A 25,545-nucleotide genomic window follows, 5' to 3' on the forward strand; every position below is an offset into this window, starting at 1 on the left:
TTCAGGCGCGGCGGCGGGCGAGAACGTCGTCGATGCTTGCAACCCCGGCGCCGGAATCTGTGCCGGTGGCCTTGAAGCGGATCGCGGTGCGGCCGTGGGACAGTGGGCCGGACTCGGCGTCCTCGTCACGTGCTGCGTCCTGAAGCTCGGGGCGGTAGCCGAGCTCGGCGGCGAACATCTCGGCCAGCGATTCCTTCGACTGCGGTTCGAGGGTGAACGAGGTGGCATCGGCGACGACCGGCTCAGGCTGATCGCGTTCGACGACTGGGGCGTCGACGTAGGTCGGCTTCGGCAGCGGGCTGGGCTTCCAGCCGGTGGCCTGCAGACGCTGAGCGAAGGGATCCGTGCCCACGGTCTTTGCCCGCTCGTCCTTGTCCTCAGCATCAGCCTCGGTCTCCGCATCAGCCTCGGCGGTCTCTGCAGTGTCCTTCGCTGGCTTCGGGCCGAAGCTCAGCGACAGGGCGGCCTCAGTGGTGCGGGAGACGATGACGGTCGTGTCGTTCTCCGCGTTCGAGTCCGCATCGTCCTCAGCAGCGTCAGTGACCTGGTCCTCGACCGACTCGTCAGCCGGGGACTCGGCGTCGGCGGCCTCGACCTGTGCCGGTGTTGGAGCCGGCTCTGCGGGCGCCTCGGCGGCGGTGTCGTCTGCGGTCGTCTTCTCGGCAGCCGGGGTCTCGTCGATGTCGAGGATGTGGCGCGGGAAGCGGCGGGCCTGCGAGCTGGCCGGCACCTCAGCCGGCTGGCGGGGTTCAGAGCTGTCGAGCACCTCGGCGGCATGGGCGCGGCGGGCGGAGACGACCTCAGCGGTGCGGCGCTGCTGGGCAGGATGCTCAGCCGGGCGCTGCTGACCGCGTGCAGGTTCGTAGCTGCGTGCCGTGCGTGCGGCCGGTGCGGTCGCCTCGCGGCGCAGGGTGCGCACGCGCTTGTTGAGTGAGCCGACGAGGACGACGGAGCCGGCGGCGATGACTGCCGTCAGCAGGGGCACCGCCCAGGGCACGACGCTGAAGGCGGCGAGCACGGCGGTGACGAGGGTGGCCGCGAGCATGCCGAGGAACACGACGGAGACCATCGGGATGATCGAGCGGATGCCAGCGATCTTCTCTGCGGTCTGCCCGTCGATCTCCGGAGCCGGCCGGCGGGCCGAGTGGGCGCTGCCTGCTTGCGGTGCACCGCCTCGGGCGCGGTGGCTGCCGGTTCCCGCGCCGGGGGCAGCGGGACGGCGGGGGCCGGTCGCTGCCTGCGTGCGGGCAGTGTCGAGGTGACGACGCAGGTGAGCCGGCATGGCAGCCGGGCGGCTGCGGTGCGTCGGGGAAGGTCCGGCATCGGGTGTGTTCGTCATCATCGCATCCAGGTGGTTGTCGGGGCGGCGGTCGCGCAGCGTCGCCGTCTGCGCGGCGGTGTGCAGCTGGGTCAGAGTGTGGGTCTCACCGGCGGCCAGCGGCAGCTCGATGTACTCGGCCTCCGCAGTGTCGGCTTCGGCTTCTGCGGCGGTGTCCTCGGCTCCGCCGTCGATGACGGACAGGGCCGGGGCGGGGCGGCGCAGGCTCAGCTGCGCAGGTTCGGTCACGACCTCGACACCGGGTGGCGGGGCGTAGCGGGAGGCGGGGGTGGAGGCGGCGAAGAGCTCCGGGCGGGCAGGCTCCTCAGCACACGGCTCGGCAGCCGCCGGGCGCTGGCAGATCTCCGCGGTTTCGGGCACCTCGCTGAGCTCGCGCTGTGCCACTGCGCGGTCCGTTCGCCGCAGGATTGCCGGCAACGTGAACGCGAAGAGCACGACGAGTGCGATGAGAACCGTGATGCTTGCCTCCACACCACAACTGTATGGCCGCAGCGACTGTCACGATCGGATCACGGAGGGTGTGTCGAGAAACTGCTCTTCAGGTGCCCGGCTGGTGGTCGGCGCGGTTGCGCTGCCAGTAGTCGAGCAGGCCGAAGGGGACGTCCTCGCGCAGCAGCGCGAAGCTCAGATGGTCAGCCCAGGCGCCGTCGATGTGCATATAGCGTTCGCGGCGTCCTTCATAGCGGAAGCCGAGCTTTTCGACCACGCGCAGGCTAGCGGTGTTCTCCGGGCGGATGTTGATCTCCATCCGGTGCAGCCCAAGCGCGGTGAAGCAGTAGTCGGTGGCCAGCGCCACGGCGGTCGGGGTGTGGCCGCGGCCTGCGAGCTGCTCGTCGATCCAGTAGCCGAGCTGGGCGGTCATGAGCGAGCTCCACTGGAACCCGGAGACGGTGAGCTGGCCGCGCAGCCGGCCGCCGATGTCGATGACGAAGGGCAGCAACCGGCCGGTCTTCGCCTGCCGATTCAGCAGCCGGCGCAGGTGGTGGAAGTCGGCAGGTTCGCCGCCGCGCGGGTCGGTGGCCTCCCATGGGGTCAGCCAGGCGCGGTTGCGGGCGCGCACCTCGGCGTAGTCCTTGGCATCGCGGCGAGTGAGGGGGCGCAGCAGCACCTCGCCCTCGCGCAGTTCAACCGGCCAGTAGGAGCTCACGGACGCTGCGGATCGCTGTCAGGGGTGCGGTTGAGCGGGACGACCTTCGGGCGCAGGTCATGGACGACGGCTCCGGTGCCGGTGTCATCGCCGCCTGCTTCCTCGTCGTCGTCGCTCAGTTCGTCGAGCACATCGAGGATGATCGCCCCGACCTCCTGGATGGCCGCCTGCACGCCGGTGACGTCATCGGGCAGGGTGAGCACGAGGGTGTCGCCGATCCAGCCGCAGGCCGGGGACTCGAAAACCGACCGGGAGTACCCGGCATCGAGCTGGGCGCGGCGGATCGACTGGGCCAGTCCCGGCACCGAGTGGTCGAGCGCCTCACCGACATCGGCGGCGAGGTCCTCACCGAGGCCGACACCGAGCCGGCCGACGATGACGACGAGCCGGGCCCGGGCATCAGGACCGCCGAGGCCGGCGAGCCGCTCGTGCAGCGCCTCGCCCACCTCAGCGGCGCTGGTCTCGACGTCGAAACCGTACTCATCGAGCATCGTCTCCGCCGCCTCGGCAGCGGCTGTCGCCTTCCGGCCCGCCAAGGGGCGGGACCGGCCGGCAGCGATGACGAGCGCGCCGTAGGTCTCGGCGGCCTGGGACCCGCCGGCAGCGCTGCCGAACAGTCCGGTCATCAGATCGCTCAGCTGTCGAGGCCGGCGACGTATTCGCGCAGCCAGCCGTTGAGTTCGTCTCCGAGGTCGTCGCGGCGCCCGGCGAGCGTGATGACGGCCTTGAGATAGCTGATCTTGTCGCCGGTGTCGTAGCGGTCGCCGGAGAACACGACGCCGTAGACGCCGTGGGAGTCCGGGTCGGCGGCCAGGGTCTGCAGCGCGTCGGTCAGCTGGATCTCGTTGCCGCGTCCGGGCGGGGTGTTGCGCAGGACGGGGAAGATCTCCGGGGCCAGCACGTAGCGGCCGATGATCGCCAGGTTGCTCGGCGCCTCGGACGGGTCGGGCTTCTCGACCAGGCCGGTGATGCGCACCGCGCCGTCGATGTCGACCTCCTCGACGGCCGCGCAACCGTAGAGGCCGACGTCTTCGTGCGGGACCTCCATGAGTGCGACGACGCTGCCGCCGGTGGCCTGCTGGACCGCAATCATCGATTCGAGGATCGGGTTCGATTCGTCGATGAGGTCATCGCCGAGGAGCACGGCGAAGGGCTCGTTGCCGACGTGCAGTTCGCTCTTGAGCACCGCGTGGCCGAGGCCGAGCGGATCGCCCTGGCGGACGTAGTGGATGTCGGCCAGTTCTGAGGAGTGCTGGACGGCGGCGAGCTTCTTTGTATCGCCCTTCTTCTCCAGGGCGCGCTCGAGTCCGTCGACGCGGTCGAAGTGATCCTCCAGCGGGCGCTTGTTGCGCCCGGTGATCATGAGAATGTCGTTGAGGCCGGCATGCACGGCCTCCTCGACGACGTACTGGATGGCCGGCTTGTCGACAACCGGCAGCATCTCCTTCGGGGTGGCCTTCGTCGCCGGCAGGAAGCGAGTGCCCAGCCCGGCCACGGGGATGACGGCCTTGGTCACAGCGGCGTTGCTATTCTCAGTCATATCCACAGTGTACGCATAGGAGTGAGGGCAGTGACCGAGACCTCGAACGCGGCCGCCAAAGCCGCGCTGCGCAGCCGCATCCGCGCTGGTCGCCGCACCCGTGACGGGGCCGCTGCTGCCTTCGCCGAGGTGCTCGCCGGCTGCGTGCCGGATGAGGGTGCAATCCTTGCCTATGCGGCCCTGCCGGGGGAGCCGAACCTCGATCTGCTCCTCGACGACCTGCATGCCCGTGGCCGGACGGTCTATCTGCCGGTCACCACCCCGGGTGAGCCGCTGCGCTTCGGCCGGCTGGAGACCGCGATGGAAAGCCTGCCCCGGGTCGGCACGTGGCAGATCCGCGAACCTGAGCCGGTGCTCACCGCGCCCGAGGCCGTGGCCGGCACCGCTGATCACCCGCCGGTGGGTGTGGTGTTCGTGCCGGGTTTGGCCTACGGCCCCGCTGGTGCCCGGCTGGGCAACGGGGCCGGGTTCTACGACCGGACCTTCGGCCCGCAGGGGCAGGTGCCCGAAGCCTTGGCGGCGGTGAACGTCATCGGCGTCTGCTATGCAGACGAAGTGCTGGCAGAGGTCAGGCGTGAGGAGTGGGATCTCTCGGTCACAGCGATCGCGACCGAATCCGGTCTGCAGCCAGTGACCGGAGGCGCCGGCGCGGGCGCATGCGAGTAGGGCTATACTTCTCTACGGATTTCCGCCCGCAAGAGAGGTCTGCTGTGCCCACCTACGCCTATCGCTGCACCGAGTGCTCCAACGCCTTCGACATCCATCAGGCGTTCACCGATGATGCGCTCACCGAATGCCCGCAGTGCCACGGACGCCTGCGGAAGGTCTTCGGCTCGATCGGCGTGAGCTTCAAGGGCTCGGGCTTCTACCGCAACGACCACGGTGCGACTGCCGGCAGCGGGTCGGCCAGCAGCGGCTCGGCGGGCTCGGCCGGTGACGATTCCGGATCTTCATCGGCCTCGTCTTCTGACGCCTCAGCCTCCTCGTCGAGCAACTCGGACAGTGCCTCCTCTGCCAGCTCGTCGAGCAGCACTACCTCGTCGAAGACGGCAGCGACCTCCGCGTCATGACAGAAGGCCGGCGCACCGGTCCCGCTGGCATCTGGACTGGTCAGCCCCGCTGACACCCCCTGCTGCGGTTGTGGATGACAGGCGCAACGCTGTCCACAGCTTCCGCTGAGCAGCCTGGCGGGATATGCGCGCCGGTCAGACTCAGCGCATGGTCCTCTCGCTTCTCACACGCCTCACCCGGCAGCCAGCCAGCTCCCGCGGATCGCAGGCGAGTACCACCTCAGCAGCGGTGCACACCCGCACGGCTCTGAGGCGCCGCCGGATCCTCGGGGCGGCCGCACTCGCGGTGGCAACGATGCTGGCGGTGTGGCTGCTCATCCCGCGCACCGGCGGGACGCACGTGCTCGTCGCCAGCAGCCAGATCAGCGCCGGCACCGAACTCTCGGCAGCCGATGTGTCCCTCGTGCGCTTCCCACCGAACCTCGTGCCCGCCGGTGCGCTGACCGAGACCGCCGCCGTCGTCGGGGCGACGGCGACATCTGAGGTGGCGGCCGGAGCTGTGCTGACCGAGCACGCACTCCTGACTCCGCGCGCTGAACCACTGCCCGAGGGCATGGTCGCCCTGCCGGTGGAGGTCGGCGACGGCGCAGCGGCGCAGGTGCTGCGCCCCGGGCACCATGTGCGCGTCTTCGCTGCCGGCATCGGCAGCGACCCAGCCGGGGACGACGAGGACCCGCTGACCGGGCTGCAGCGCGGCCCAGCGGTCGTCGAGGACGCGGTCGTCGAGTCGATCCAGCAGGCAGACGCCGGCAGCTCCCCGCTTGACCGTTCAACCGTCGTGGTGCTGCGGGTGCACTCTGATGAGGCGGCCGCGCTGGCCGATATCGCCGGCAGCGCACTGAGCTTTGCTGTGCTCAACTGACCCGACCGTGCTCACCTGGCCCGGCCGTGCTCACCTGGCCCGGCCGTGCTCACCCGACCCGCTGGTCACGACTCTGATCTGATGACGGGCCTGCAACCCGCAGCTCGTATGAGCTCACCGGCTATGATCGGAACGTACACAGGGCAGCCGGTGATCGCGTGCGTGCGCGCAGGCTGCCAGGTCTGGAAAGGACATGACTATGCTCAAAGGCTTCAGAGACTTCATTCTGCGCGGAAACGTCATCGAACTGGCGACCGCAGTCATCATCGGCGGTGCCTTCACTGCCATCGTCACCGCGATCTCCGACAAGATCATCAACCCGCTCATCGCCGCCATCGGTTCGCCGGAGTCCCCGGCCCTGTCGTTCTACCTGCGTGACGGCGTGGAGGCGACGAAGGTCGACATCGGAGCGGTCATCACCGCCTGCATCAACTTCCTCATCGTCGCTGCTGTGGTGTACTTCGTCATCATCATGCCGATGAACAAGATCAACGAGCTGCGCAAGCGCGGCGCCCCGGAAGACGAAGTTCCGCCGTCGAGCGAGGAGCTGCTCGCCGAGATCCGCGACCTCATCGCCCAGGGACAGCAGAACGCCGTGCCGGACCAGCGCTTCGCCGAAGGCGCCTCCGGCACCCCCGGCGTGCCCGGCGGAGCCCAGGACATGCCGAACTCCGCAGGCGACGGAAACCCGCGCCACTGACATGCCACTGAGCACACGCCTCGGCGTGTGACCGACCGAAGGGCCGGGAGGATCACCGCAATCCTCCCGGCCCTTCGCATGTCGCCACCAGCCGCTGCCATGCCCGGCTGTCATCGTCGGGTTCGCCCGGCTACTCTTGACGCCATGACCGACGAGCAGCACCGGCTCCCCCACCACCGCCGTGCACCCGAGACCGAGGCACCGGCTGCGGACCCGCAGAACCGCGCTGAGGCACCCCCAGCCCAGCCGCAGTCATTCAAGGACCTCGCCCCGTGGGAAGGCGAGGCCACGATCGTCGACAAGCTCCTGCTCGTTGCCGTGTTCGGTGTGCCGCTGTTCTACCTCGCACTGCTGCCCTTCCGCCCGCAGCTCATCGCCAACCACCCGGTGCTGCTGGAATTCCTCACCGGCGCGAAATCCGCGATCGTCGGGGCCGGCGCCTACGCCGGGATCGGCGAACTGCCGCTGACCCTCGTGTTCATCGCCGGCCTGGTCGGCATGGCCAAGTTCGACTGGATGTTCTGGCTGGCCGGCCGCCGCTGGGGTGACGGCGCGGTCAACCTCTTCGCCCAGTCCGAACGCCAGCGCAGGCGCTTCCGGCAGCTGAAGGACCTGCCGGCCTGGCTGCTGTTCATCTTCGTCTTCATCTCCCGGGTGCCCGGCATCCCCGGCACCATCGTGTGGCTGGTCGCCGGGTACTCCCGGATGTCGCTGCCGCTGTTCCTCACCGCCCAGATCTCCGGCGCAGCAGCCATGACCGCGGTCTGGACTGCCCTGGGCTACAACCTCGGGCAGGCCGCCGTCGACGTCATCCAGGTCATCGACCGCTACGCGATGTGGATCTCCCTGGCGATCATCGTCGGCATCGTCGTGTGGTCGACGGCTAAGAGCGTGCGCGCCGAATCCAAGCGCGGCACGGCAGCCGATGACGCGGAGGGCTCCGCCGCTGGGAATCAGCGCTGAGTCTGCCGGCTCCCCTGGCGGCGGTGGACCCGGCAGCAACCTGAACGGGCGTGGCGGGCCACGCCCGGTTCGGCCAGGTGCTCGCCGGCCGGATGGACGCCCCCGTCGGCCGGCCGCCACTAGACTGGCCGGCATGTCGATCGTTCCCACGCGCGACGAGATCACCGTCGCGCATTCGCTCATCAGCAGCCGGATCCGCTGCACCCCGCTGCTCGACATCACCCTGCCCGACGGCACGCCGGTGACGCTCAAGCTCGAGCTCTTCCAGCACACCGGCAGCTTCAAGCCCCGCGGCGCCTTCACCGGTGCACTCACCGCCGCTGAGCCGCCGAAGACACTGGTGGCCGCCTCCGGCGGCAACCACGGTCTGGCTGTCGCGCATGTCGCTTCCGAGCTCGGCATCCCGGCACGCATCTTCGTCCCCTCAACCACCCCTAAGGCGAAGGTCTCCCGGCTTGCGGCGATGGGCGCTGAGGTCACCGTGACCGGTGATGTCTACGCTGATGCGTTCGCCGCCAGCCAGGAGGCCGCCGCGCAGCCCAACGCAATGGCCCTGCACGCCTACGACTCCCCGGCCACCGTCACCGGCCAGGGGACCCTCGGTGCGGAACTCGACGCTCAGCTGCGCAGCCGCGTCGGTGAGCAGCGCCGCACCGCGGCCGAGGCGGAGGCTCCGACGGTGCTCGTGGCCACCGGCGGCGGTGGTCTCGTCGGCGGGATCTCCGCCTGGTTCGGTTCCAGCGCACGCGTCGTGCCGGTCGAACCGGAGACCTGCGCTGCCCTGCACACGGCGCTGCAGAACGGAAAACGCACACCGATCAGCCCCAGCGGGGTGGCTGCTGATTCGCTCGGAGCGAGCACGGTCGGTGAGATCTGCTTCGCGGTCGCCTGCCGCAACGCACTGCAGCCGGTGCTTGTCGCCGATGCTGCGATCCGTCAAGCCCGCAGATGGCTGTGGCGCCGGACCCGCATCGCAGCCGAGCCCGGCGGGGCTGCGGCACTGGCCGCGCTTCTCTCAGGTGCCTACCAGCCGACACCAGGTGAGCTGGTCACCGTCGTCGTCTGCGGTGCGAACGCCGACCCATCTGATCTGCCCCTAGACTGAGGCAGTGGCTCTCAAGGATCTGCTCGCCGACACCCGTCCGCTGCGCACGCCGACGTTCAGGCGGCTGTGGTCGGCGAACATCGTCACCGTCATCGGTGCACAGGTCACGATTGTCGCAATCCCCGCCCAGCTGTATGCCTTGACCGGTCAGTCGAGCTATGTCGGTCTGGCGGGTCTGTTCGGACTCATCCCGCTGGTGATCTTCGGTCTCTACGGCGGCGCCCTGGCCGATGTCATGGACCGGCGGATCCTCATGCTCGGCTCCGGCTGCGGCCTGGTGGCGGCCAGCTTCGGGCTCTTCCTGCTCTCGGCTCTCCGGTCGACGAACGTGTGGCTGCTCCTGAGCGTCTACGCGATCCAGCAGATGTTCTTCGCACTCAACCAGCCGGCCCGCAGCGCGATCCTGCCGGCGATCCTGCCCGGTGACCAGCTGCCGGCAGCCAATGCGCTGAATATGACGCTCATGACCTTCGGCGCAGTCGTCGGCCCGCTGGTCGGCGGGATGCTCATCCCGGTCATCGGTTTCTCCTTCCTCTATCTCTTCGACGCCCTGGCGCTGCTCGTGTCCGTGTGGGCGATCTGGAAGCTGCCGTCCCTGCCGCCGCAGCGCGCAGGCGAGGCGGCAGGCTCGGGGAAGCGCCGGGCTGGGGTGCGCAGTGTCGTCGACGGTTTCGCCTATCTCATCACCGCCCCGGTGCTGCTCATGAGCTTTGTCGTCGACATCATCGCGATGGTCTTCGGGATGCCGCGGGCGCTGTTCCCGCAGATCGCGCACGAGACGTTCGGCGGTCCCAGCTCCGGCGGGTTCGTCTTCGCCCTGCTCTCCGCCGCGATCCCCTTCGGTGCGCTGCTCGGCGGGATCTTCTCCGGCTGGGTCTCACGCGTCAACCGGCAGGGCCGGGCGGTCGTCATCTGCATTCTCGTGTGGGGTGCGGCGATGACCGGGTTCGGGTCGGTCCTGCCAGCGGCCGGGAACTGGTGGATGCTCGCCCTCATCGGCGCCGTCGTGTTCCTGGCCATCGGCGGTGTCGCCGATGTCGTCTCGGCGGCCTTCCGCATGACGATCCTGCAACAGGCCGCCGACGAAGCGGTCCGCGGGCGGCTGCAGGGCGTCTTCATCGTCGTGGTCGCCGGTGGCCCGCGGATCGCTGATGTGCTGCACGGCTACACTGCCACCGGCATCGGCACCACCTGGGCGACCGCCCGTGGCGGCGTGATCGTCATCATCGGCGTGCTCGTCGCTGCGGCAGCCACACCGAGCTTCATGCGCTACCGCGTCCGCTAGGCCTGCTGGGCGGCGGCGAACGGCAGCACGGCTGCCGCCCCGGCGCGCAGCAGTTCGCGGGCGAGGACTGTCATCGTCCAGCGGGAGACGATGAGCGCGTCGACGAGCAGCACTGTCTTTCCCTGCACGGCAGCGGCCTGCTCGTCTGTCAGCCGGAAGGCTCCGGAGAGGTTCTTGACCCGGAACGCGGAGTTGACGTCAGGTGAGCCGGGATCGCGCAGCAGCTCGAACTCACCGATGTCCTGCATCTGCCCGACCGAGGCGAGCCCGGCTGCCAGTGACCGGGTGAAGACCGGGCGCAGCGTATTCGGCACCGAGATCACCACCTCGGGCCGAGTCTGCCAGTCCCAGTCGGCGAGCACCTTCACGGCAGCCTGACCGATCGCCTCGGGCACCGGTGCATCGGCCTGCCCGGCGCTGAAGGCCTCGGCCAGGCGCTGGCCGATCCCCAAATCGGTGAGCCGGGCGATGACCCGGCCCTCAGCGCACCTCTCAGCCGAGGCGATCTTGCCGCGCAGTTCGATGCCGAGGCGGTCGAGACCGGTCGGCCATTGGGCGCGCGGGGCGACCGGCAGTCCGACGCCTGCGAGCTGGCTGCCGGCAGACTGCAGACCGGAGTCGCTGACCTCGGCGGAGAACCATGGGCCGGCGCAGTTGTCGCACCGGCCGCAGTCTGAGGTCGTGTCGTCATCGAGCTGGCCGGTGAGATAGCGCATCCGGCACATCTGCGTGCGCTCGTACTCCCGCATCGCATCGGCCTCACGGGCTCGTGTGGCCGCGACCGCGGCGTAGCGCTGGGCGTCGTAGGTCCAGCCGGCCCCGGTGGTGACGAATCCGCCGCGCACGCGGTCGACGGCCCCGTCGACCTGCAGGATCTTGAGCAGCAGCTCGAGCCTCGCCCGCTTCTCCCCCACGACGGTCTCGAGCGCCGGAATCGACATCGGCTCCTCGGCGCTGAGGTTGGCAAGCACCGTGGCGGCGGTCTCCTCGTCGGGCATCGATGCGGTGGCGAAGTACTCCCAGATCCGCTCGTCCTCCGGCCCGGGCAGGAGCAACACATCAGCTGACTCGGTTGCGCGCCCGGCACGGCCCACCTGCTGGTAGTACGCCACTGGTGAGGACGGGGCGCCGAAGTGGATGACGAACCCCAGATCCGGCTTGTCGAAGCCCATCCCCAGCGCCGAGGTTGCCACAAGCGCCTTGACCTCGTTCGCTTTGAGCGCAGCCTCCATGCCGGCCCGCTCATCAGCATCCGAAGCACCGGTGTATGCCGCGACATTCCACCCAGCCTGGGCCAGCGCCCGGGCCGCGTCCTGGGCGGCGGCGACGGTGAGCGTGTAGATGATGCCCGAGCCAGTGAAGTCGCCGAGGTGCTCGCACAGCCAGGCGAGCCGGCGGGCCGGTTCGGACTTGGCCATCACACCTAGGCGCAGGGAGTCGCGGGCGAGCTGCCCGCGGATGACGAGCGCATCGTGGCCGAGCTGCTCGGCGACATCGTCGACGACCCGGGAGTTGGCCGTCGCGGTCGTCGCCAGCACCGGAATCGCCTCGGGCAGCTCTGCCAGGATCGAGCCGATGCGCCGGTAGTCGGGCCGGAAGTCGTGGCCCCAGTCGGAGATGCAGTGGGCCTCGTCGATGACGATCATCCCGAGATCGGCCATGAGCCCAGGCAGCACCTCGGAGCGGAAGGACGGGTTGGCCAGCCGTTCGGGCGAGATGAGCAGCACGTCGACGGCACCGGCGGCCAGGTCGGCACGCACCTGGTCCCACGCCTCGGCGTTGGAGGAGTTCATCGTCACCGCGCGCACGCCTGCGCGTTCGGCGGCTGCGACCTGGTCGCGCATGAGCGCCAGCAGCGGGGAGATGATGAGCGAGGGCCCGCGCCCGGCCCGGCGCAGCAGGGTCGCGGCGACGAAGTAAACGGCTGATTTGCCCCAGCCGGTGCGCTGGACGACGAGCGCGCGCCGGCGCTCGGCGACCAGCGCTGCGATCGCCTCGAACTGGCCGGGATGGAACTGCGCGTCAGCCCGGCCGGTGAGCTCGCGCAGCACCTCCAGGGCTGCTGCGTGCAGCTGCGGGTCGGGGGCCGTCGCCGAGGCGGTGGCTGGCTGGGGTGCAGATGCGTCGGTGCTCATGTTGCCGAGTCTAGGCACACCCACGGACGTCGCCATCACCTCACCGTGTGACCAGGAACGATGTCCCGCCTCTCGGCCGGGAGGGGCGGTGTCCGTACCACTCCGTATGATGGTCTGCGATACCGATCCCGTCCCCTGCCAGGAGGCTGTCGTGGCTGCGCATCCGCATGGTCATCCCGGTGCCTCAAGCGCACCGGAGGCTCCGCTGCATGAGCGGCTGCGCCAGGCTGTGCCCGGCTGGGTGCTGGCCGTCTCGACCGCTGCTGCGTGGGCGCAGGCTGCGGCGACGGCGTTCCTGTTCTTCAGCCTCGGATCGGCTCTCGATGTGCTCAGCTTCGGTGAGCGCCTGCTGCCAACGGAGATCCTCACGCTCATCCTCATCGCCGCCGCAGCTGCGATCTGGGCCGCTGCCGGTGCCGGGTTCTCCGCCTGGGCTGCCTCGGATGCCGAGAAGCAGCTGCGCGCGGCCGCACTTGGCAGCCTCTACCGCCTCGGTGCTGTCGATGTGCAGTCGCGGGCCGGTTCCCTGCTGTCGCTGCTGACCGATGGGGTGCAGCGGACCGCGAACTACCGGGCGGCGTTCATCGGCCCGATGATCGGTGCGCTGACCACCCCGCTGCTCGTGCTGGCGATCATGGCGCTGACCGTGAGCGGGCGGGTCGCCGGGTTCCTCGCCCTGCTGCTGCTCATCGTCCCGGTCGTCATCGCCGGGTTCCGGCGGGCGGTGCGCCCGATCGGCCGGTCGTACCGGATGACACAGGGCCGTCTGACCGCTGCCTTCCTCGAGGCGATCCAGGCGCTTGACACCCTCGTCTACGCGCGCGCTGCCGGGCGCACCGCTGCTGAGCTGGCCCGACGCGGGGAGGAGCACCGGTCGAGCATCATGCGGATGCTGGCCGGCAACCAGCTGCTCATCTTCGTCGTCGACGCCGCCTTCTCCCTCACCGTCGTCGTCGCCGCAACCGCCCTGGCGCTGCAGGGCCTGGCCGCCGGCACGCTGAGCCTCGGCGGGGCGCTGGCGGTCCTGCTCATGACCACGCTTGTCATCGGTCCGGTCGACATCATCGGCCGGTTCTTCTACATCGGCATCAGCGGCCGGGCAGCCCAGCGCAGTCTCAGTGAGCACCTGCATTCCGGCACCGCGCCCGAGGCGCCGGCCGCCTCGGACACGAAACGTCCCCGCGGGGACGTCGAGACCGCCGGGGCTGCGCTCAGCCTCAGCGAGGTCACCGCGGGCTGGCCGGGTGGGCCACCGGTGTTCGCCGGGCTCAGCCTCGACATCGCACCCGGTGAGCATGTCGCGCTCATCGGTCCTTCGGGTGCCGGGAAGTCGACGATCGCCGCCCTCCTGCAGGCCCACCTGCTGCCGCGTTCCGGTGTGGTCACCGTCGGCGGGCTCGAGACGCAGAAAGCACAGCCGGCGGCGCTGCGCGATCAGCTGGCCGTCGTCGAACAGCAGACCTTCCTGTTCCTCGGCACGATCGAGGACAACCTGCGCATCGCCGCTCCCGAGGCCGATGACGACCAGCTGTGGGAGGCGCTGGAGACGGCCGGACTGGCCGCTGATGTGCGCAGCATGCCGGCAGGCCTGGCGACACCGGTCGGCGAGCACGGCCGGCTGCTCTCCGGCGGGCAGGCGCAGCGGCTGGCGATCGCCCGGGCTGCGCTGCGCGATGCCCCGATCCTCATCCTCGACGAGCCGACCAGCCAGGTCGATCTGTCCGGTGAGGCGGAGATCCTTGAGGCCCTGCGCCGGCTGGCTGCCGGCCGCACGGTGCTCACGATCGCCCACCGTCCGCTGGCGGTGCTCTCGGCTGACCGGGTCATCGACCTGCGTCAGCTGATGGCGGAGGCGCCGTCATGACGCATGCGACTGCCCGCCGCCGGGAGCTCACCGGCTGGCTCATCGGACAGACCCGCGGTCTGCTCGCCCCGCTCGGCCTGGCAGTCATCGCCCGGGTGCTCGGCCAGCTGCTCGGGGTCGCACTCTTCGTCGTCGCCGCCACGCTGCTCATCCGTGCTGCGGGCCCGCAGCTGTCAGGCCAGTCCATCGGCATCGGGACGGCTGTCGCCGTGCTGGCCGGCCTGGCGATCGTCAAGGCGCTGCTGCGCTACGCCGAACACTATGCTGGTCACTATGTCGCCTTCACCTCGCTGCAGCGGCTGCGCGATGCCTTCTTCGCCCGGCTGATCCCCCAGGCGCCTGCTGCGACGCAGGGCCGTGCGGGAGCCGAGCTGACGAGCCGGGCCACCTCGGACATCGACCGGATAGAGGTGTTCTTCGCCCACACCCTGCCGCCGGCTGTCTCCGCAGTCGCCGTCCCGGTGATCGCACTCCTCTGGCTCGGCATCGCTGTGGATCCGCGGCTGGCGCTGACGCTCACGCTTACGGTCGCGGCTCTGCTCGCGCTGCCGCTGCTGACCCGGCGCGGGGCCGTCGACTCCGCCAACGCGGTGGCACGCGTGCGCGGCCAGATCGCCGAGCGCCTCGGTGACGATGTGCAGGGGATGCGCGAGATCCTCGGATTCGGTATCACCGACCAGCGACTCGACGGCCTCGAACGCGTTGACGACGAACGCACGACAGCTGCCGCGCAGGTCGGGACGAGTCAGGCGATCCGGGCGGGCCTGTCGGTGCTGCTGCAGGGCGGGGGTCTCATCGCCGTCCTCCTCGTCGGCGCCGGCACCGGAGCCTCACCGGCTGCGATCATGACAGCGCTGGCCGTCGGCATCGGGCTCATCGGCCCTGCCCGCGGGTTCGAGGACTACATCACCGGTCTCGACAACGCCTTCGCCGCCACCTCCCGCATCCGCGAGATCATGGACGCTGCACCAGCTGTCACCGACACCGCAGCCAATGCCCCGGCCCAGGAGACTGATCCGGCGGCTCAGTCTGATCCCGCCGCGCCTGAAGTCGCGTTCAGCGACGTCACCTTCGGCTACGACTCCGATCATCTGGCGCTTGATGATGTCTCGCTGCAGGCTGAGGCCGGGGAATGGACGTATGTCGTCGGTGTCTCCGGCAGCGGTAAATCAACACTGGCCGGTCTGCTGCTGCGCGGCTGGGACCCCGACCACGGCACGGTTTCCCTCGATGGCGTCGATGTGCGGGATCTTCCCTTAGAGATGTTGCGCTCCCGCATCAGCCTCGCCCCGCAGCGCCCGACCACCATCCGCGGCACCCTGCGCGAGAACTTGACACTGGCTGCACCGCAGGCCACCGATGAGCAGATTGCCGAGGCGTTGGCCGTTGCCGGGCTGCCGGATTGGTACGAGAAGCTCGACAAGCCGGTGGGCCCGCGCGGGCTGAGCATCTCCGGTGGGCAGCTGCAGCGGCTGTCCCTGGCCCGCGCACTGCTGCCGAACCCGCAGGTGCTCATCATCGATGAGGGCCTCAGCCAGCTCGATGCCGACACCGCAGCCGAGGTCCGGCAGCGTCTGCAGTCGATCGAGAACCTCACGATCATCGAGATCACCCACCGGGCCGACCTCATCGACGATACGGCTGCTGTGTGGGTGCTCGACCTCGGCACGGTCGTCGAATCCGGCACCGCCGGCCAGCTGCGTTCACGCAACGGCCCGTTCCAGCGGCTTGAGGCGCGCATGGCCTACGATGCCTGAGTGATTCTCCACCTGCTCACCGGCGCGCTGACGGGCTGGTCGCTCATCATCGCCGTCGGCCCGCAGAACGCTCTGGTGCTCCGGCAGGGCATCCGCCGCGAACACCTCGGCGTCGTGCTGGCCATCTGCATCATCGCCGATGTTGCGCTCATCGGCCTGGGCACCATCGGCATCGGCGGTCTCATTCTGCTGGTGCCCTGGTTGCTGACAGCCCTCAAGTGGCTGGGTGCTGCCTATCTTGTGTGGTTCGCTCTCATCACGCTGCGCTCCGCCTGGCACACCACCGGTCTGAGCGCCGATGCACAGCCGCGCACCCGCAGGCAGATCGTGCGCACGACTCTGACGCTGACCTTCCTCAACCCCGGCGTCTACCTCGACACCGTCGTCATGGCCGGCAATCTGGCCAATCAGCAGGGTGCAGACGGGCGGTGGTGGTTCATGCTCGGGGCGATGGCCGCCTCGGTCAGCTGGTTCCTTGTCATCGGCTTCGGTTCCCGAGCGCTGGCGCCCGTCCTGGCCAAACCGCGCCTCTGGCAGGCAATCGACGTCGCGATCGCCGTTGTCATCGTCGTTTTAGCGGTCCGTCTCGTGCTCTCCTGAGCCGGTATCAGCGGACGCCTCGCCTGCGTCACCGGCAGTTGCTTCACGGCCGGTCTCAGGCACATCTTCGGCTGGGCGTGTGGCGGAGTCGACTCGGCGTGGATTCGGCCGTGATGCCCATGCCGGGACCGGGTGGGATCTCGTCGCCCAATGCGGTGGCCGGTCTGCCAGCAGCCGCTCGTCGCCGTTGGCCTCCGAAGCCGGAGTGGACCCCCCGGATTCGTTGCGCAGAGTGCGCCGATAGGCCTCGATCGCAGCCTGCACCCGCGGATCCTTCGTCACGGTCTCAGGGCTTCCGGTTGTCAGCCCCGGCAGCATTTCCGGCGGGCTCGTCGGCATCCGCTGCTGCTGGGGATGCGGCGTCCTCCACAGTGGAGGCATCGGCGGACTTCCGTTCGGCTCCCGTGCTGCCGCTGAATGAGTCGGCTGCCTCAGCCTCGTCCTCATCTGCCGTGGTGCTCGCAGTCGGTGTGGGGTTCTCACCTGCCGTGGTAGTCGCTCGTACAAAGCTCTCGCCTGCAGCAGTGCTGTTGTCCTTGCTGTCATCCGGCGCCGCGGAGCTGTCCGCTTCGTCACTGTCGACCAGCCCGGCGTCAAGCAGCTCCTGTTCGCGCAGTTTGCCGGTGTCGTACTGCGGCATGACAGCGGTCTGGTCCGGTCTGGCATCAGCGGCCGGGACGAAGACGTCTTCTTCTCGCTGACTCGTGCCCGCATGGGTGGACTTGCGTTCGTTGGCGCGGCGGCGGAATCGCTGCACGGCTTCAGTGAGCACACTGTCGACGCGGTGGGCGCGGCTCTTGACAGCCAGCGCGGAGCGCAGCTGGTCCTTCAGCCCGGCGTCGGTGCGCGAAACACCATCAGATTGGATCCAGTTGAGCATCGCATCGAAGTCCTCAGCCGAGTAGGTGTAGACCGGCAGGCCCGGGGTCACGCGCGGGCGGTTGCCCTGCCGGCCAACGACGACGGCTGCCGCGCGGGCGGCGTTGAGCACTGCCTGCGGGGAGAGCTCCTCGACGGTGTCCTTCCAGACGTCGAAGATCCGCTCGGCCTCGCGCTGCGGATCGACGAACGCATCGGTCGTCCACACCCGCAGGCTCCGCCAGCCGTGGCGGGCCAGGTTCTCATGCCGCAGACGTTCGCGTTCGCGGATGCTCTTCCGGCTGACATAGGAGGCCCCGTCGGATTCGACGGCGACAGCCATGCCCTCATCCCCTGCAGCGGAGACGGCCACAGCCAGGTCGATGCCGGCGTATCCGGCGTGGGGTTCGACGCCCATGCGAATAAGGCGCTCGGCCAGGTCATCGATGACAGGGGCGACGTCGTTGTAGATCGCCAGCTCGACACCGGCATCCTCAACGGGTGCCGCCTCGGCACCGCCAGCCCCAGCGTCGGTGGTTCCGGACTCCGCCTCCGAGGTATCGTCGTCCGACTCGACGATACGGCTTGCAGCCGTCGAGCCGTTGCCGATTCGCTGCGCCGGCGTGTGGGCTGCACCGTCGGTCTCGTCGTCACCGGCCGTCTCGGCAGCCTCACCGGCGGCAGAGGAGGTGCCCTCCGCCTCGGGTGCGGTGTCTGCCTGCGGGCTCAGCCCGCCGGCGGCCACGGCTGCCAGCAGGTCCGGCAGCACGGCGGCACCGTGGCGCAGCCGAGCGGGATCGAAGTCGTCGGCCTCGAAGCAGGAGACGAGCGTGAGCTTGCGGCGGGCGCGGGTGACGGCAGCGGCCAGCAGCTTCTCACCGTCAGGTTCGGACAAGGCGCCGAAGTTGTAGATGACCCGGCCCTGGCGGGTGCGGCCGTAACCGAGGGAGAAGATGACGGCGTCGCGGGCCATCCCCTGGATCTGCTTGCAGTCGGTGACGACGAAGGGCTCCTTCGACCCGTCCGAGAAGAAGGAGGCGACATACGGGTATTGGCGGATTGCCTGCTGAATGCCGGCGGCCACGCGCTTGGCGTGCCACGGGGTGAGGGTGATGACGGCCAGCGACTGGCGGGCGTTGGTGCGGGCGTGTTTGAGCACGAGGTCCACGACCCGCTGCACTTCGGCATCAAGGCTCTCGACCTGGCCGGTGGCGGTGTCCGGGGAGCCGAAGGCGTCGGGCACATACGCGAACTCCAGGCCGGTGCCCTCGTTCGTGTGGGCGCTCGGCAGGCCGGTGATGGTGCCGTCGTAGAACTGCTCGTTCACGAGCCCGAGCAGGCCTGCTGGGGACAGCCGGTAGCTGGTGTGCAGGCTGCGCACGGGCAGGAACTCGCGCAGCTCAGCGAGCACGCTCGGGGTGCCGAAGCCGTTGGGCACGGTGCGCCGGTCGACGGCGACACTGAAGTCGCGCGGCCCGAGCAGCCGGTCGTCGCCCATTGCGATGATCTGCTTGCCGCGGGCGATCGCCGGCAGCACCTCGGGTACGGACATCCGGCCGGCGTCGGCGAGGATGACGGTGTCGAACATCGGCAGGTCGGCGAAGTGCTGCGGCACGTCGAACGGGCTCATGAGCCAGACCGGGGCGAGCGCACCGAGCACATCGGGAGCGGTGAGGCTCAGCGGTTCGACGCGGAACTGGCGCGACCGCAGGGCTGCACGCAGCGCCTGGGCCTGCTGGCCGTGTTCGCCGATCGCGTGCTTCCAGCCCTGGGCGTGCGACCACTGCAGGCGCTGAGCGCCGGCAGCGACGTACTGGCGGTCGCAGATGCGGAAGTCGGCGGCGGTGCGGTGCATCGCCTCGGAGTCGTGCTGGCCGATCTGCGGGTCCTCGGCGGCCAGGCGCTGCAGCACGGTCGCCCAGTAGGCGAGGTCGAACTCCTCGCCGACGAGCTCGTGGGCGGCGCGGCGCGAGCGCAGGTCGTCGATGAGCTCGCCGAGCCCGGCTCGGCGCAGCTCGGCATCGAGGTGGGTGCGCGCCGGCAGATCAGACAGGGCCTCCTTGTCCTCCCCCATCGCCTGCAGGCGGGCGTGGAGCTCCTCGACGAGCATCTCGTCGAGGTCGCCGCCGTCCGGGGTGTCGGCCATCACCGGTGAGAGCTTGTCGAGGTCGGCTTGGATCTCCTGGTACTTCTCCTCGGCGTCGAGCAGCCCGCGGGGCACCTTGAGCCGGGTGCCTCCGCCGGCCAGGTCCTGGAGGGCGGCACGCTCGTCGCGCGCGTTGATGAGTGCGGTGTGCAGGTCGTCGACATGGGCGCCGGGCCGCAGGAACTCACGGGCGGCCTTCTTCAGGCGGCGGCGCTCCATCATGCCCATCGGGTTGTCGTGCTCGGCGCGGTACTCGTTGGAGCCGGTCGCGGCGATGAGCTCGCTGAGGTTGTGCTCGTAAACATCGGGCGAGAACCTGTCGAGGGTGCGGCGCACGCCCAGCAGCACCTTGAGCGCCTGCCCCCAGCCGGCGACGGTGCGTTCGGGGTTGAGGCCGGCGTCGCGCAGCACCGGTTCGCACAGCTGAGTCAGCTGCGGGATCTTCGCAGCGACCCGTTCGGCCACGGTGCGGGCGGCCTCGGCGTCGGCATCGGAGTTGAAGCGGGCGCCGAACCACACGGTGTCCTCGACTTCAAGGGTGAAGGCACCGAGTGCTGAGAGCTTCAGCAGCTTCTCGCGCAGCCGGGAGCGGTGACCGGGTTCTGCGGTCATGATGTCGTCGCCGAAGCGCACCCCGGTCGTCGGGCCGGGCTGCTGGGCGGTCAGTCTGGCGAGGTGCTGCATCGTCTGGTAGACCGAGACTCCCCACGGCTGGCGGATCCGGTGGAGGGACTCGGCGTGCTGGGACAGGGTGTCGCGCTGTTCGTTCAGCCGCTGCAGCAGGGTGCCCAGATCGGGGCGCTCGGCCTTCTCGGCCTGGGCGATAAGGCGGATGAGCTGACGGTGGATGTCGCGGGCGGAGTCGCGGCCGTCGATTGCCAGATCCGGCAGGCCAGCGGCCCCCATCCGGGTGGCGAAGTCATCGAGCGCATCGGAGTTCTGCGCGACGTAGAGCACGCTGCGCCCGGTGTGGGCCAGGGTCGTGGCGATCGCGGTCGCCAGCTGGGTGGCCCCAGTCCCCGGCGGGGTGTCGACGACGAGTGACTGGCCGGCCACAGCGGCATCGACGACGGCCTGCTGGTCACCGTCGACGTCGATGGCGAGGAACTCCTCCTGCGGTCTGCGGTCCGGCAGCGGCACCGGGCCAGAGGCGGTTCCCGCCTCGGCGCCGGCTGCCGCCTGAGCGGTGGGTTCGGGCAGCGCATCGGTCTGGCCGGCGAGCGCCCTGAGGATCGGGTGCGCCTCGGGCAGCTCCTCGCCAGTGTAGGGGGAGACGATGTTGGCGAATGTGGAGACGATGAGCCGCTGGTTGACGAGAAGGCCGGGCACACTGCGGGCGACCTCGCGCAGCCGCTCGAAGACCGGGTTGGGGTCGAATCCGTGGCTGTAGCCGGTAGAGGCGACCCATTCATCGACGTCGATGGCGATGTCGTGTTCGCGGTGCAGGAAGTCGATGAGTGCGGGGTTGATGGTGATGCTCTCGTCGAGGACGATCTCGTAGTCCTCGACCCGGGAGCCGCGCGGAACGAGGCGCACGTGACGCAGCATCACCGGTGCGGCGTAGTCGAGACGGGCGCCGGAGTCGCTGTCCTCACTCCAGGTGGCGAAGCCGATGGCCAGGTGGGCGGTGTTGATGCCGCGTTCGCTGGCTAGCTGGTCGGCCTTCTGGCGGATCGAACGGGCCCGGCGGCGAGCGTCGGAGAGCTGGTCATGATCCCGGATGAGGCTCGAGAGCCGGGTCGGCCTGCCGGCCAGCAGCTGTGCCAGGCCAGAGGGGTGGGCGCCGGTCAGTTCGATGGAGCCGTCGCGGGAGTCCCGATACTGCAGCATGGTGTCGCGTCCGCCGATCTTGGCAGCGCGAGTCTTCCACGCGGCAAAGGCCTCGCCGACTGTGGACTTCGTTGCATGTTCGGTTGATGACACACTTCGAGCCTAACCATTAGCCAGCGGATTCGCGCGCTGGCGCACCGGGGAGCAGGAATTTTCCATGCCGCTGGTACACTGGGCTGGTTGCTCAGCAGCTGCCTGCATACAGGTCGGCGACCGGGCGCTAAGCCCCCGTAGCTCAGGGGATAGAGCACCGCTCTCCTAAAGCGGGTGTCGCAGGTTCGAATCCTGCCGGGGGCGCCAGATTCACCGATTCACGCAATCCTGATAAGGTTATCAAGCAACGCACTCGCTGATAAACTTATCAAAGCAGTTGTTCGTTGATAAACTTATCAGCACTATGCGTATTCCACTGCATTCGCCTTTCAGCCCCGGCTCGGACAGCGTCCCGCAGGTCTGGGCCGGTCGGACTGCCCAGCTGTGCGACTGGCAGCAGGTGGTGCGGCCACGACGCCTCGCGGGCATCGCTGAAAGAGGCCGGACCATCCTCGGGGAAGCCGGGATGGGCAAGTCCTCGCTCGTACGTCGTATTGCCGCTGATGCCAGGCAGCGCGGCGATTGGGTCACTCCGCAGCTGCGCATACCAGCCGGCACCGACCCGCTGCAGCGCCTCGCTGCAGCTCTTCTGGAGCTGGCCGATGCTGCAGGTTTGTCCGCCGGTCACGAGAGACGACTGGGGAAGCTGTTCGCACGGGTTGAGAGCATCGCCGCTGCAGGCGTCTCTGTGACCCTGCGCGATGCCGGAACGGCAGCGCCGTACACATCGCTGACCGAGCTTCTCGTCGAAATCGGACGTGCGGCAGCGAAGCGCGGCGACGTCGTCGTTCTCATCCATATCGATGAGGTGCAGAACATCGCGTCCGAAGAGGCGCTCTCCCAGCTGCTCATCGCCCTCGGCGACGCCCTCACCTTCGAGGATCCCGTCATCGCCCCTGGCGGGGTGGAGATCGATCGTGCGCTGCCGATCGCCGTCTACCTCACTGGCCTGCCCGAGTTCGAGGACCGCGCCGGATCGCGCATGGGCGCCACGTTCGCACGTCGGTTCCAGACCACAACTCTCACGGCGCTGGACGATGACGATCTCGTTGCAGCTTTGCACACCTTCGTCGGTCAAGGCTGGGAGGTCCCCGACGAGGAGGGCGGGACCGAACTCATCACCATGGAGCCTGCGGCTGCTGCCGCAATCGCCGACCTGTGCTGCGGAGAGCCGTTCCTCTTCCAGCTCGCTGGGGAGCGCGCATGGTTCGCCGGCACCGGAAACGTCATCACCGAAGCAGAAGCCATGGCTGGCTGGCAGAACGCCAAGGCCGAGGCACGATCGCACGTCGAGCGGATCCTCGCGCGCCTGCCCCAGCGCGAACGTGAATTCGTCGAAGCGATGGCAGAGCTTCCGCCTGAAGATCGAACGCTCACGCGCATCGCTGATCGCCTCGGCGGCCTGACGGCAACGGCAGCAGGACCGACCGCACAGCGCCTGGACTCTGTGCGCGGCATCATCAGTCGAGGCAAGCCCTACAGCTTCCGCCACCGCGCCGTCGAAGCACATCTGGCCAGCAGCTGGCCCGACGTCAGCGGCTCGAGACCTCAGGGACCCAGCACCGCCGATTGACGAGCGGCAGCAGGCCCGCTTCCCCTACCCCTCGAAATCAACCGCGCTCTTCGCTCGCGTGTCGACGTGCAGGCTGAAGACATCGGGCCGGGAGTAGTGGCCGACCGGATCGAAGTCGAGATGCGAGCGGTGCTTGGCCTCAAGGTCGACGTCGGCATAGAGAATCGCCTCCTCGTCGAAGACCGGCCCGGCGAGCACGGTGCCGGTCGGGTCGATGATGACGCTGCCGCCGCGAATGATCGACTCGGGGTTCGGCGGGTCGAAGTCGAACGGGTGATCGTCGGGCAGCGCGGAGGCCGGCAGGTACTGGCAGGCCGAGAGCACGAATACCCGGCCCTCGATGGCGATATGCGTCATCGACGACTGCCACACATCGCGGTCGTCGACGGTGGGGGCACAGTACACCTCGACGCCCTGGGCGTACATCGCCTGCCGCATGAGCGGCATGTAGTTCTCCCAGCAGATGACCGAGCCGACCCTGCCGGCCGCGGTGTCCATCGTGTCGAGTGTCGATCCGTCGCCGAATCCCCACACGAGCCGTTCGATGCCGGTGGGCATGAGCTTGCGGTGCGCACCGGTGAGCCCATCGTCGGGTGAGATGAGCAGGGCCGTGCAGTACAGAGTATTGCCCAGCCGTTCGATGACGCCGATGACGAGGGCTGTGCGGTGCTCGGCCGCGGCCTGGACGAGCTGGCCGACCTCCGGCCCGTCGAGCGTGATCGCCCCGGCCCGGTAGCGGGCGAACTCATCGCGGCCGCGCTCGGTGCGAAATCCCAGCGCCGCTCCGAACGCAGTGCCCTTGGGGTAGCCGCCGATGAACGCCTCAGGGAACACGATGAGCTCAGCGCCCCTGCCGGCCGCCTCGCTGATCGCCGCACACGCCTTGTCCGTCGAGGCCTGCGCGTCGAAGAGCACCGCGCCGCCCTGCACCACTGCCGCTGTCGTCATGACCGCCTCCTCACATCGTGTGACCAGGTTCACTGCTCACCCTATCGAGCACCGGCCGGTGACGACAGGCGCAACCGGCCACCGCCTCGGGCGCGTGGCGTTCGGCAACGACCCGGTGAACAGTAGGAATCGCCCAGCCGCTCTTGGCCGGCGGCTGGACTACAGTGAGAGCGACAGCTCTCCGTCCTGCACGTGAAGGAACCCCCCGATGTCAGCATTCCAGGCCCCTCCGGGCATGCAATCCCCGATCTACGGCGCCGACTTCTCCGTCGCGCTCGTCCGCCTCTTCCGCAAGGCCCTCGTCTTCGTCGGCCGCTCCAGCCGCAGCGAATACTGGTGGGGCCTCCTCGGCCTCGTCCTCGCCAATATCGCCATCAGCATCCTCCAGTCGATCATCCTCGGCCCGGCCGAACTGCTCTCCGGGGCGTTCAACACGGGTGTCTTCTCCGGATTCGGCAACCTGGCAACCATGCCGCTGTCGCTGCTGTCGCTCGCGCTCATGGTCCCGCAGCTCGCGCTGAGCTTCCGCCGCATGCACGACGCCAACTACTCCGGCTGGTTCGGCCTGCTCATCCTCATCCCGGGCCTCGGCTGGATCGCCTCGATCGTCATCGGGTTCCTGCCGACTGAGCAGAACACCCGCTACGAGACCACGGTGTGACACGGCTCAGCCACGCTTGGGCACACAGCAGCAGCGGCCGCATCGATCGATGCGGCCGCTGTCGTCTGCTCGGGCCGGGCCCGAGGTGTGGGTTCAGTCGTCGACGGCGTCGCGACCGCGGCGGACGATCTTCGGGTCAGCGGCGTAGACGACCGAGGAGTCCTTGCCGGCGTAGTCGAACTGGTTGAGATAGAAGCGCATGGCGTTGAGGCGGGCGCGCTTCTTGTCGTTGGATTTGATGGTGATCCACGGCGCGTGGTCGGTGTCGGTGCGCCGGAAGGTCTCCTCCTTCGCCTTCGTGTAGTCCTCCCATCGGTCGAGGGACTCCAGATCCATCGGTGAGAGCTTCCACTGCCGGACCGGGTCGATCTGGCGGATGGCGAAGCGGGTGCGCTGCTCGGACTGGGTGACGGAGAACCAGAACTTCGTGATGTGGATGCCGGAGTCGATGAGCATCTTCTCGAACATCGGCGCCTGCACCATGAACTCCTCGTACTGCTCATCGGTGCAGAAGCCCATAACGCGCTCCACGTTGCCGCGGTTGTACCAGGAGCGGTCGAACATCACGATCTCGCCGTGGGTGGGCAGGTGCTGAACGTAGCGCTGGAAGTACCACTGGCCCTGCTCGCGGTCGGAGGGCTTGTTCAGTGCGACGACGCGGGCGGCACGGGGATTCAGGTGCTCGGTGAAGCGCTTGATGGTCCCGCCCTTGCCGGCGGCATCGCGGCCTTCGAAGACGATGACGTGGCGCAGGTCGTAGTCCTGGCTCCAGTACTGGAACTTCAGCAGCTCGACCTGAAGGCGGTACTTCTCCAGTTCGTACTCCTCGCGGCTCATCCGTTCGTCATACGGGTAGCCTTCGCGCCAGGTTTCGACCGCTTTGCCCATCGGGTCGATGAGGTCGGGGTCGGGGTTGTGGCCATCAGCGACGGTGTAGCCTTCGGTGTTGAGTCGATCGATGTATTCTCGCAGATTCTCGCGCTGTGACAGATCCACTGGTCCACTTTCTGTTCGGCAGCTGGTATTCGGCTGGAGTTCCGGTGCAGTCTCTTAAACACATCTGACGCTG

The 25,545-nt window shown here is 68.9% G+C and carries 20 protein-coding genes, 1 tRNA gene and 1 pseudogene; 13 read left to right on the forward strand and 9 right to left on the reverse strand.

Translation table 11 applies throughout. The features are described 5' to 3' along the window. Window position 1: 1 nt before the first annotated feature. The 4 genes from M3C25_RS10490 to galU form a co-directional block, all read right to left on the reverse strand. The gene (locus M3C25_RS10490; RefSeq protein ID WP_259856444.1) at window positions 2-1,810 is read right to left on the reverse strand and encodes a hypothetical protein; all 1,809 of its coding nucleotides are present in this window, start codon (window positions 1,808-1,810) and stop codon (window positions 2-4) included. A 67-nt stretch (window positions 1,811-1,877) separates the two neighbouring features. Continuing rightward, the gene (locus M3C25_RS10495) at window positions 1,878-2,486 is read right to left on the reverse strand and encodes a GNAT family N-acetyltransferase (RefSeq protein ID WP_259796935.1); all 609 of its coding nucleotides are present in this window, start codon (window positions 2,484-2,486) and stop codon (window positions 1,878-1,880) included. Next, on the reverse strand, window positions 2,483-3,112 hold the full coding sequence (locus M3C25_RS10500) for a hypothetical protein (RefSeq protein ID WP_259856446.1): 630 nt from the start codon (window positions 3,110-3,112) through the stop codon (window positions 2,483-2,485). The genes M3C25_RS10495 and M3C25_RS10500 overlap by 4 nt, the downstream gene beginning before the upstream one ends. A gap of 8 nt (window positions 3,113-3,120) precedes the next feature. Continuing rightward, on the reverse strand, window positions 3,121-4,026 hold the full coding sequence (gene galU, locus M3C25_RS10505; protein WP_259856448.1) for a UTP--glucose-1-phosphate uridylyltransferase GalU: 906 nt from the start codon (window positions 4,024-4,026) through the stop codon (window positions 3,121-3,123). A 30-nt stretch (window positions 4,027-4,056) separates the two neighbouring features. Between galU and M3C25_RS10510 the strand changes: the two genes are divergently transcribed. Both M3C25_RS10510 and M3C25_RS13115 read left to right on the forward strand, forming a co-directional pair. Beyond that, complete coding sequence (locus M3C25_RS10510) at window positions 4,057-4,692, forward strand: 5-formyltetrahydrofolate cyclo-ligase (protein WP_259856450.1); 636 nt, start codon at window positions 4,057-4,059, stop codon at window positions 4,690-4,692. After that, window positions 4,683-4,829 (forward strand): annotated as a pseudogene (locus M3C25_RS13115) (FmdB family zinc ribbon protein); the annotation flags it as partial. The gene M3C25_RS10510 and the pseudogene M3C25_RS13115, both read left to right, overlap by 10 nt. A gap of 62 nt (window positions 4,830-4,891) precedes the next feature. On the opposite strand, the gene M3C25_RS13120 reads toward M3C25_RS13115, so the two are convergent. Next, the gene (locus tag M3C25_RS13120) at window positions 4,892-5,152 is read right to left on the reverse strand and encodes a hypothetical protein (protein WP_311200540.1); all 261 of its coding nucleotides are present in this window, start codon (window positions 5,150-5,152) and stop codon (window positions 4,892-4,894) included. 92 nt (window positions 5,153-5,244) lie between these two features. Between M3C25_RS13120 and M3C25_RS10520 the strand changes: the two genes are divergently transcribed. The 5 genes from M3C25_RS10520 to M3C25_RS10540 all read left to right on the forward strand — a co-directional run bounded on the left by M3C25_RS10520 (window position 5,245) and on the right by M3C25_RS10540 (window position 10,011). Further along, window positions 5,245-5,958, forward strand: coding sequence for an SAF domain-containing protein (locus M3C25_RS10520; protein WP_259856458.1), 714 nt, complete (start codon window positions 5,245-5,247; stop codon window positions 5,956-5,958). 199 nt (window positions 5,959-6,157) lie between these two features. After that, window positions 6,158-6,658, forward strand: a complete 501-nt coding sequence (gene mscL / locus M3C25_RS10525; RefSeq protein WP_259856495.1) for a large conductance mechanosensitive channel protein MscL — start codon at window positions 6,158-6,160, stop codon at window positions 6,656-6,658. A 144-nt stretch (window positions 6,659-6,802) separates the two neighbouring features. Then, complete coding sequence (locus M3C25_RS10530) at window positions 6,803-7,621, forward strand: DedA family protein (protein ID WP_259856460.1); 819 nt, start codon at window positions 6,803-6,805, stop codon at window positions 7,619-7,621. A gap of 133 nt (window positions 7,622-7,754) precedes the next feature. Continuing rightward, window positions 7,755-8,726: a serine/threonine dehydratase gene (locus M3C25_RS10535; protein WP_259856462.1), complete on the forward strand. Its 972-nt coding sequence runs from the start codon at window positions 7,755-7,757 to the stop codon at window positions 8,724-8,726. 4 nt (window positions 8,727-8,730) lie between these two features. Beyond that, window positions 8,731-10,011: an MFS transporter gene (locus M3C25_RS10540; RefSeq protein ID WP_259856470.1), complete on the forward strand. Its 1,281-nt coding sequence runs from the start codon at window positions 8,731-8,733 to the stop codon at window positions 10,009-10,011. On the opposite strand, the gene M3C25_RS10545 is transcribed toward M3C25_RS10540, so the two are convergent. Further along, window positions 10,008-12,146, reverse strand: a complete 2,139-nt coding sequence (locus M3C25_RS10545; RefSeq protein ID WP_259856472.1) for a RecQ family ATP-dependent DNA helicase — start codon at window positions 12,144-12,146, stop codon at window positions 10,008-10,010. The genes M3C25_RS10540 and M3C25_RS10545 overlap by 4 nt on opposite strands. 151 nt (window positions 12,147-12,297) lie before the next feature. Between M3C25_RS10545 and M3C25_RS10550 the strand changes: the two genes are divergently transcribed. The 3 genes from M3C25_RS10550 to M3C25_RS10560 are packed head-to-tail and all read left to right on the forward strand — an operon-like array spanning window position 12,298 to window position 16,367. Then, complete coding sequence (locus tag M3C25_RS10550) at window positions 12,298-14,010, forward strand: ABC transporter ATP-binding protein/permease (protein ID WP_259856474.1); 1,713 nt, start codon at window positions 12,298-12,300, stop codon at window positions 14,008-14,010. Further along, window positions 14,007-15,767: an ABC transporter ATP-binding protein gene (locus M3C25_RS10555; protein ID WP_259856476.1), complete on the forward strand. Its 1,761-nt coding sequence runs from the start codon at window positions 14,007-14,009 to the stop codon at window positions 15,765-15,767. The genes M3C25_RS10550 and M3C25_RS10555 overlap by 4 nt, the downstream gene beginning before the upstream one ends. After that, complete coding sequence (locus M3C25_RS10560; protein ID WP_259856486.1) at window positions 15,768-16,367, forward strand: LysE/ArgO family amino acid transporter; 600 nt, start codon at window positions 15,768-15,770, stop codon at window positions 16,365-16,367. It abuts the gene before it with no gap. A 286-nt stretch (window positions 16,368-16,653) separates the two neighbouring features. Here M3C25_RS10560 and M3C25_RS10565 read toward each other — a convergent pair whose 3' ends face one another. Further along, window positions 16,654-21,294, reverse strand: coding sequence for a PDDEXK-like endonuclease domain-containing protein (locus tag M3C25_RS10565; protein WP_259856488.1), 4,641 nt, complete (start codon window positions 21,292-21,294; stop codon window positions 16,654-16,656). A 131-nt stretch (window positions 21,295-21,425) separates the two neighbouring features. On the opposite strand from M3C25_RS10565, the gene M3C25_RS10570 reads away from it, so the two are divergent. Beyond that, window positions 21,426-21,501: transfer RNA gene (locus M3C25_RS10570), tRNA-Arg, on the forward strand. 97 nt (window positions 21,502-21,598) lie between these two features. After that, entirely contained in the window at window positions 21,599-22,867 is a 1,269-nt protein-coding gene (locus M3C25_RS10575; protein WP_259836074.1) for an ATP-binding protein, read from the forward strand. Between the two features lie 24 nt (window positions 22,868-22,891). Here M3C25_RS10575 and M3C25_RS10580 read toward each other — a convergent pair whose 3' ends face one another. Then, window positions 22,892-23,815 (reverse strand): carbon-nitrogen hydrolase family protein, encoded by a 924-nt coding sequence (locus M3C25_RS10580; RefSeq protein ID WP_259856490.1) that lies wholly within the window; start codon window positions 23,813-23,815, stop codon window positions 22,892-22,894. Window positions 23,816-24,023: 208 nt separating this feature from the next. Between M3C25_RS10580 and M3C25_RS10585 the strand changes: the two genes are divergently transcribed. Next, entirely contained in the window at window positions 24,024-24,476 is a 453-nt protein-coding gene (locus M3C25_RS10585; RefSeq protein WP_259856492.1) for a DUF805 domain-containing protein, read from the forward strand. 93 nt (window positions 24,477-24,569) lie between these two features. On the opposite strand, the gene ppk2 is transcribed toward M3C25_RS10585, so the two are convergent. Then, window positions 24,570-25,472 (reverse strand): polyphosphate kinase 2, encoded by a 903-nt coding sequence (gene ppk2 / locus M3C25_RS10590; protein ID WP_217006398.1) that lies wholly within the window; start codon window positions 25,470-25,472, stop codon window positions 24,570-24,572. Window positions 25,473-25,545 lie beyond the last annotated feature (73 nt).

It is taken from the genome of Brevibacterium luteolum (assembly GCF_025147615.1).
GTDB lineage: Bacteria > Actinomycetota > Actinomycetes > Actinomycetales > Brevibacteriaceae > Brevibacterium > Brevibacterium luteolum.

What these genes read in the sequence shown, in the direction of transcription:
- M3C25_RS10555 (WP_259856476.1), top strand. Translation starts at nt 14,007, where the DNA reads ATGACGCATGCGACTGCCCGCCGCCGGGAGCTCACCGGCTGGCTCATC.
- M3C25_RS10530 (WP_259856460.1), top strand. Translation starts at nt 6,803, where the DNA reads ATGACCGACGAGCAGCACCGGCTCCCCCACCACCGCCGTGCACCCGAG.
- M3C25_RS10500 (WP_259856446.1), bottom strand. Translation starts at nt 3,112, where the DNA reads ATGACCGGACTGTTCGGCAGCGCTGCCGGCGGGTCCCAGGCCGCCGAG.
- M3C25_RS10585 (WP_259856492.1), top strand. Translation starts at nt 24,024, where the DNA reads ATGTCAGCATTCCAGGCCCCTCCGGGCATGCAATCCCCGATCTACGGC.
- mscL (WP_259856495.1), top strand. Translation starts at nt 6,158, where the DNA reads ATGCTCAAAGGCTTCAGAGACTTCATTCTGCGCGGAAACGTCATCGAA.
- M3C25_RS10575 (WP_259836074.1), top strand. Translation starts at nt 21,599, where the DNA reads ATGCGTATTCCACTGCATTCGCCTTTCAGCCCCGGCTCGGACAGCGTC.
- M3C25_RS10520 (WP_259856458.1), top strand. Translation starts at nt 5,245, where the DNA reads ATGGTCCTCTCGCTTCTCACACGCCTCACCCGGCAGCCAGCCAGCTCC.
- M3C25_RS10535 (WP_259856462.1), top strand. Translation starts at nt 7,755, where the DNA reads ATGTCGATCGTTCCCACGCGCGACGAGATCACCGTCGCGCATTCGCTC.
- galU (WP_259856448.1), bottom strand. Translation starts at nt 4,026, where the DNA reads ATGACTGAGAATAGCAACGCCGCTGTGACCAAGGCCGTCATCCCCGTG.
- M3C25_RS10545 (WP_259856472.1), bottom strand. Translation starts at nt 12,146, where the DNA reads ATGAGCACCGACGCATCTGCACCCCAGCCAGCCACCGCCTCGGCGACG.
- M3C25_RS10580 (WP_259856490.1), bottom strand. Translation starts at nt 23,815, where the DNA reads ATGACGACAGCGGCAGTGGTGCAGGGCGGCGCGGTGCTCTTCGACGCG.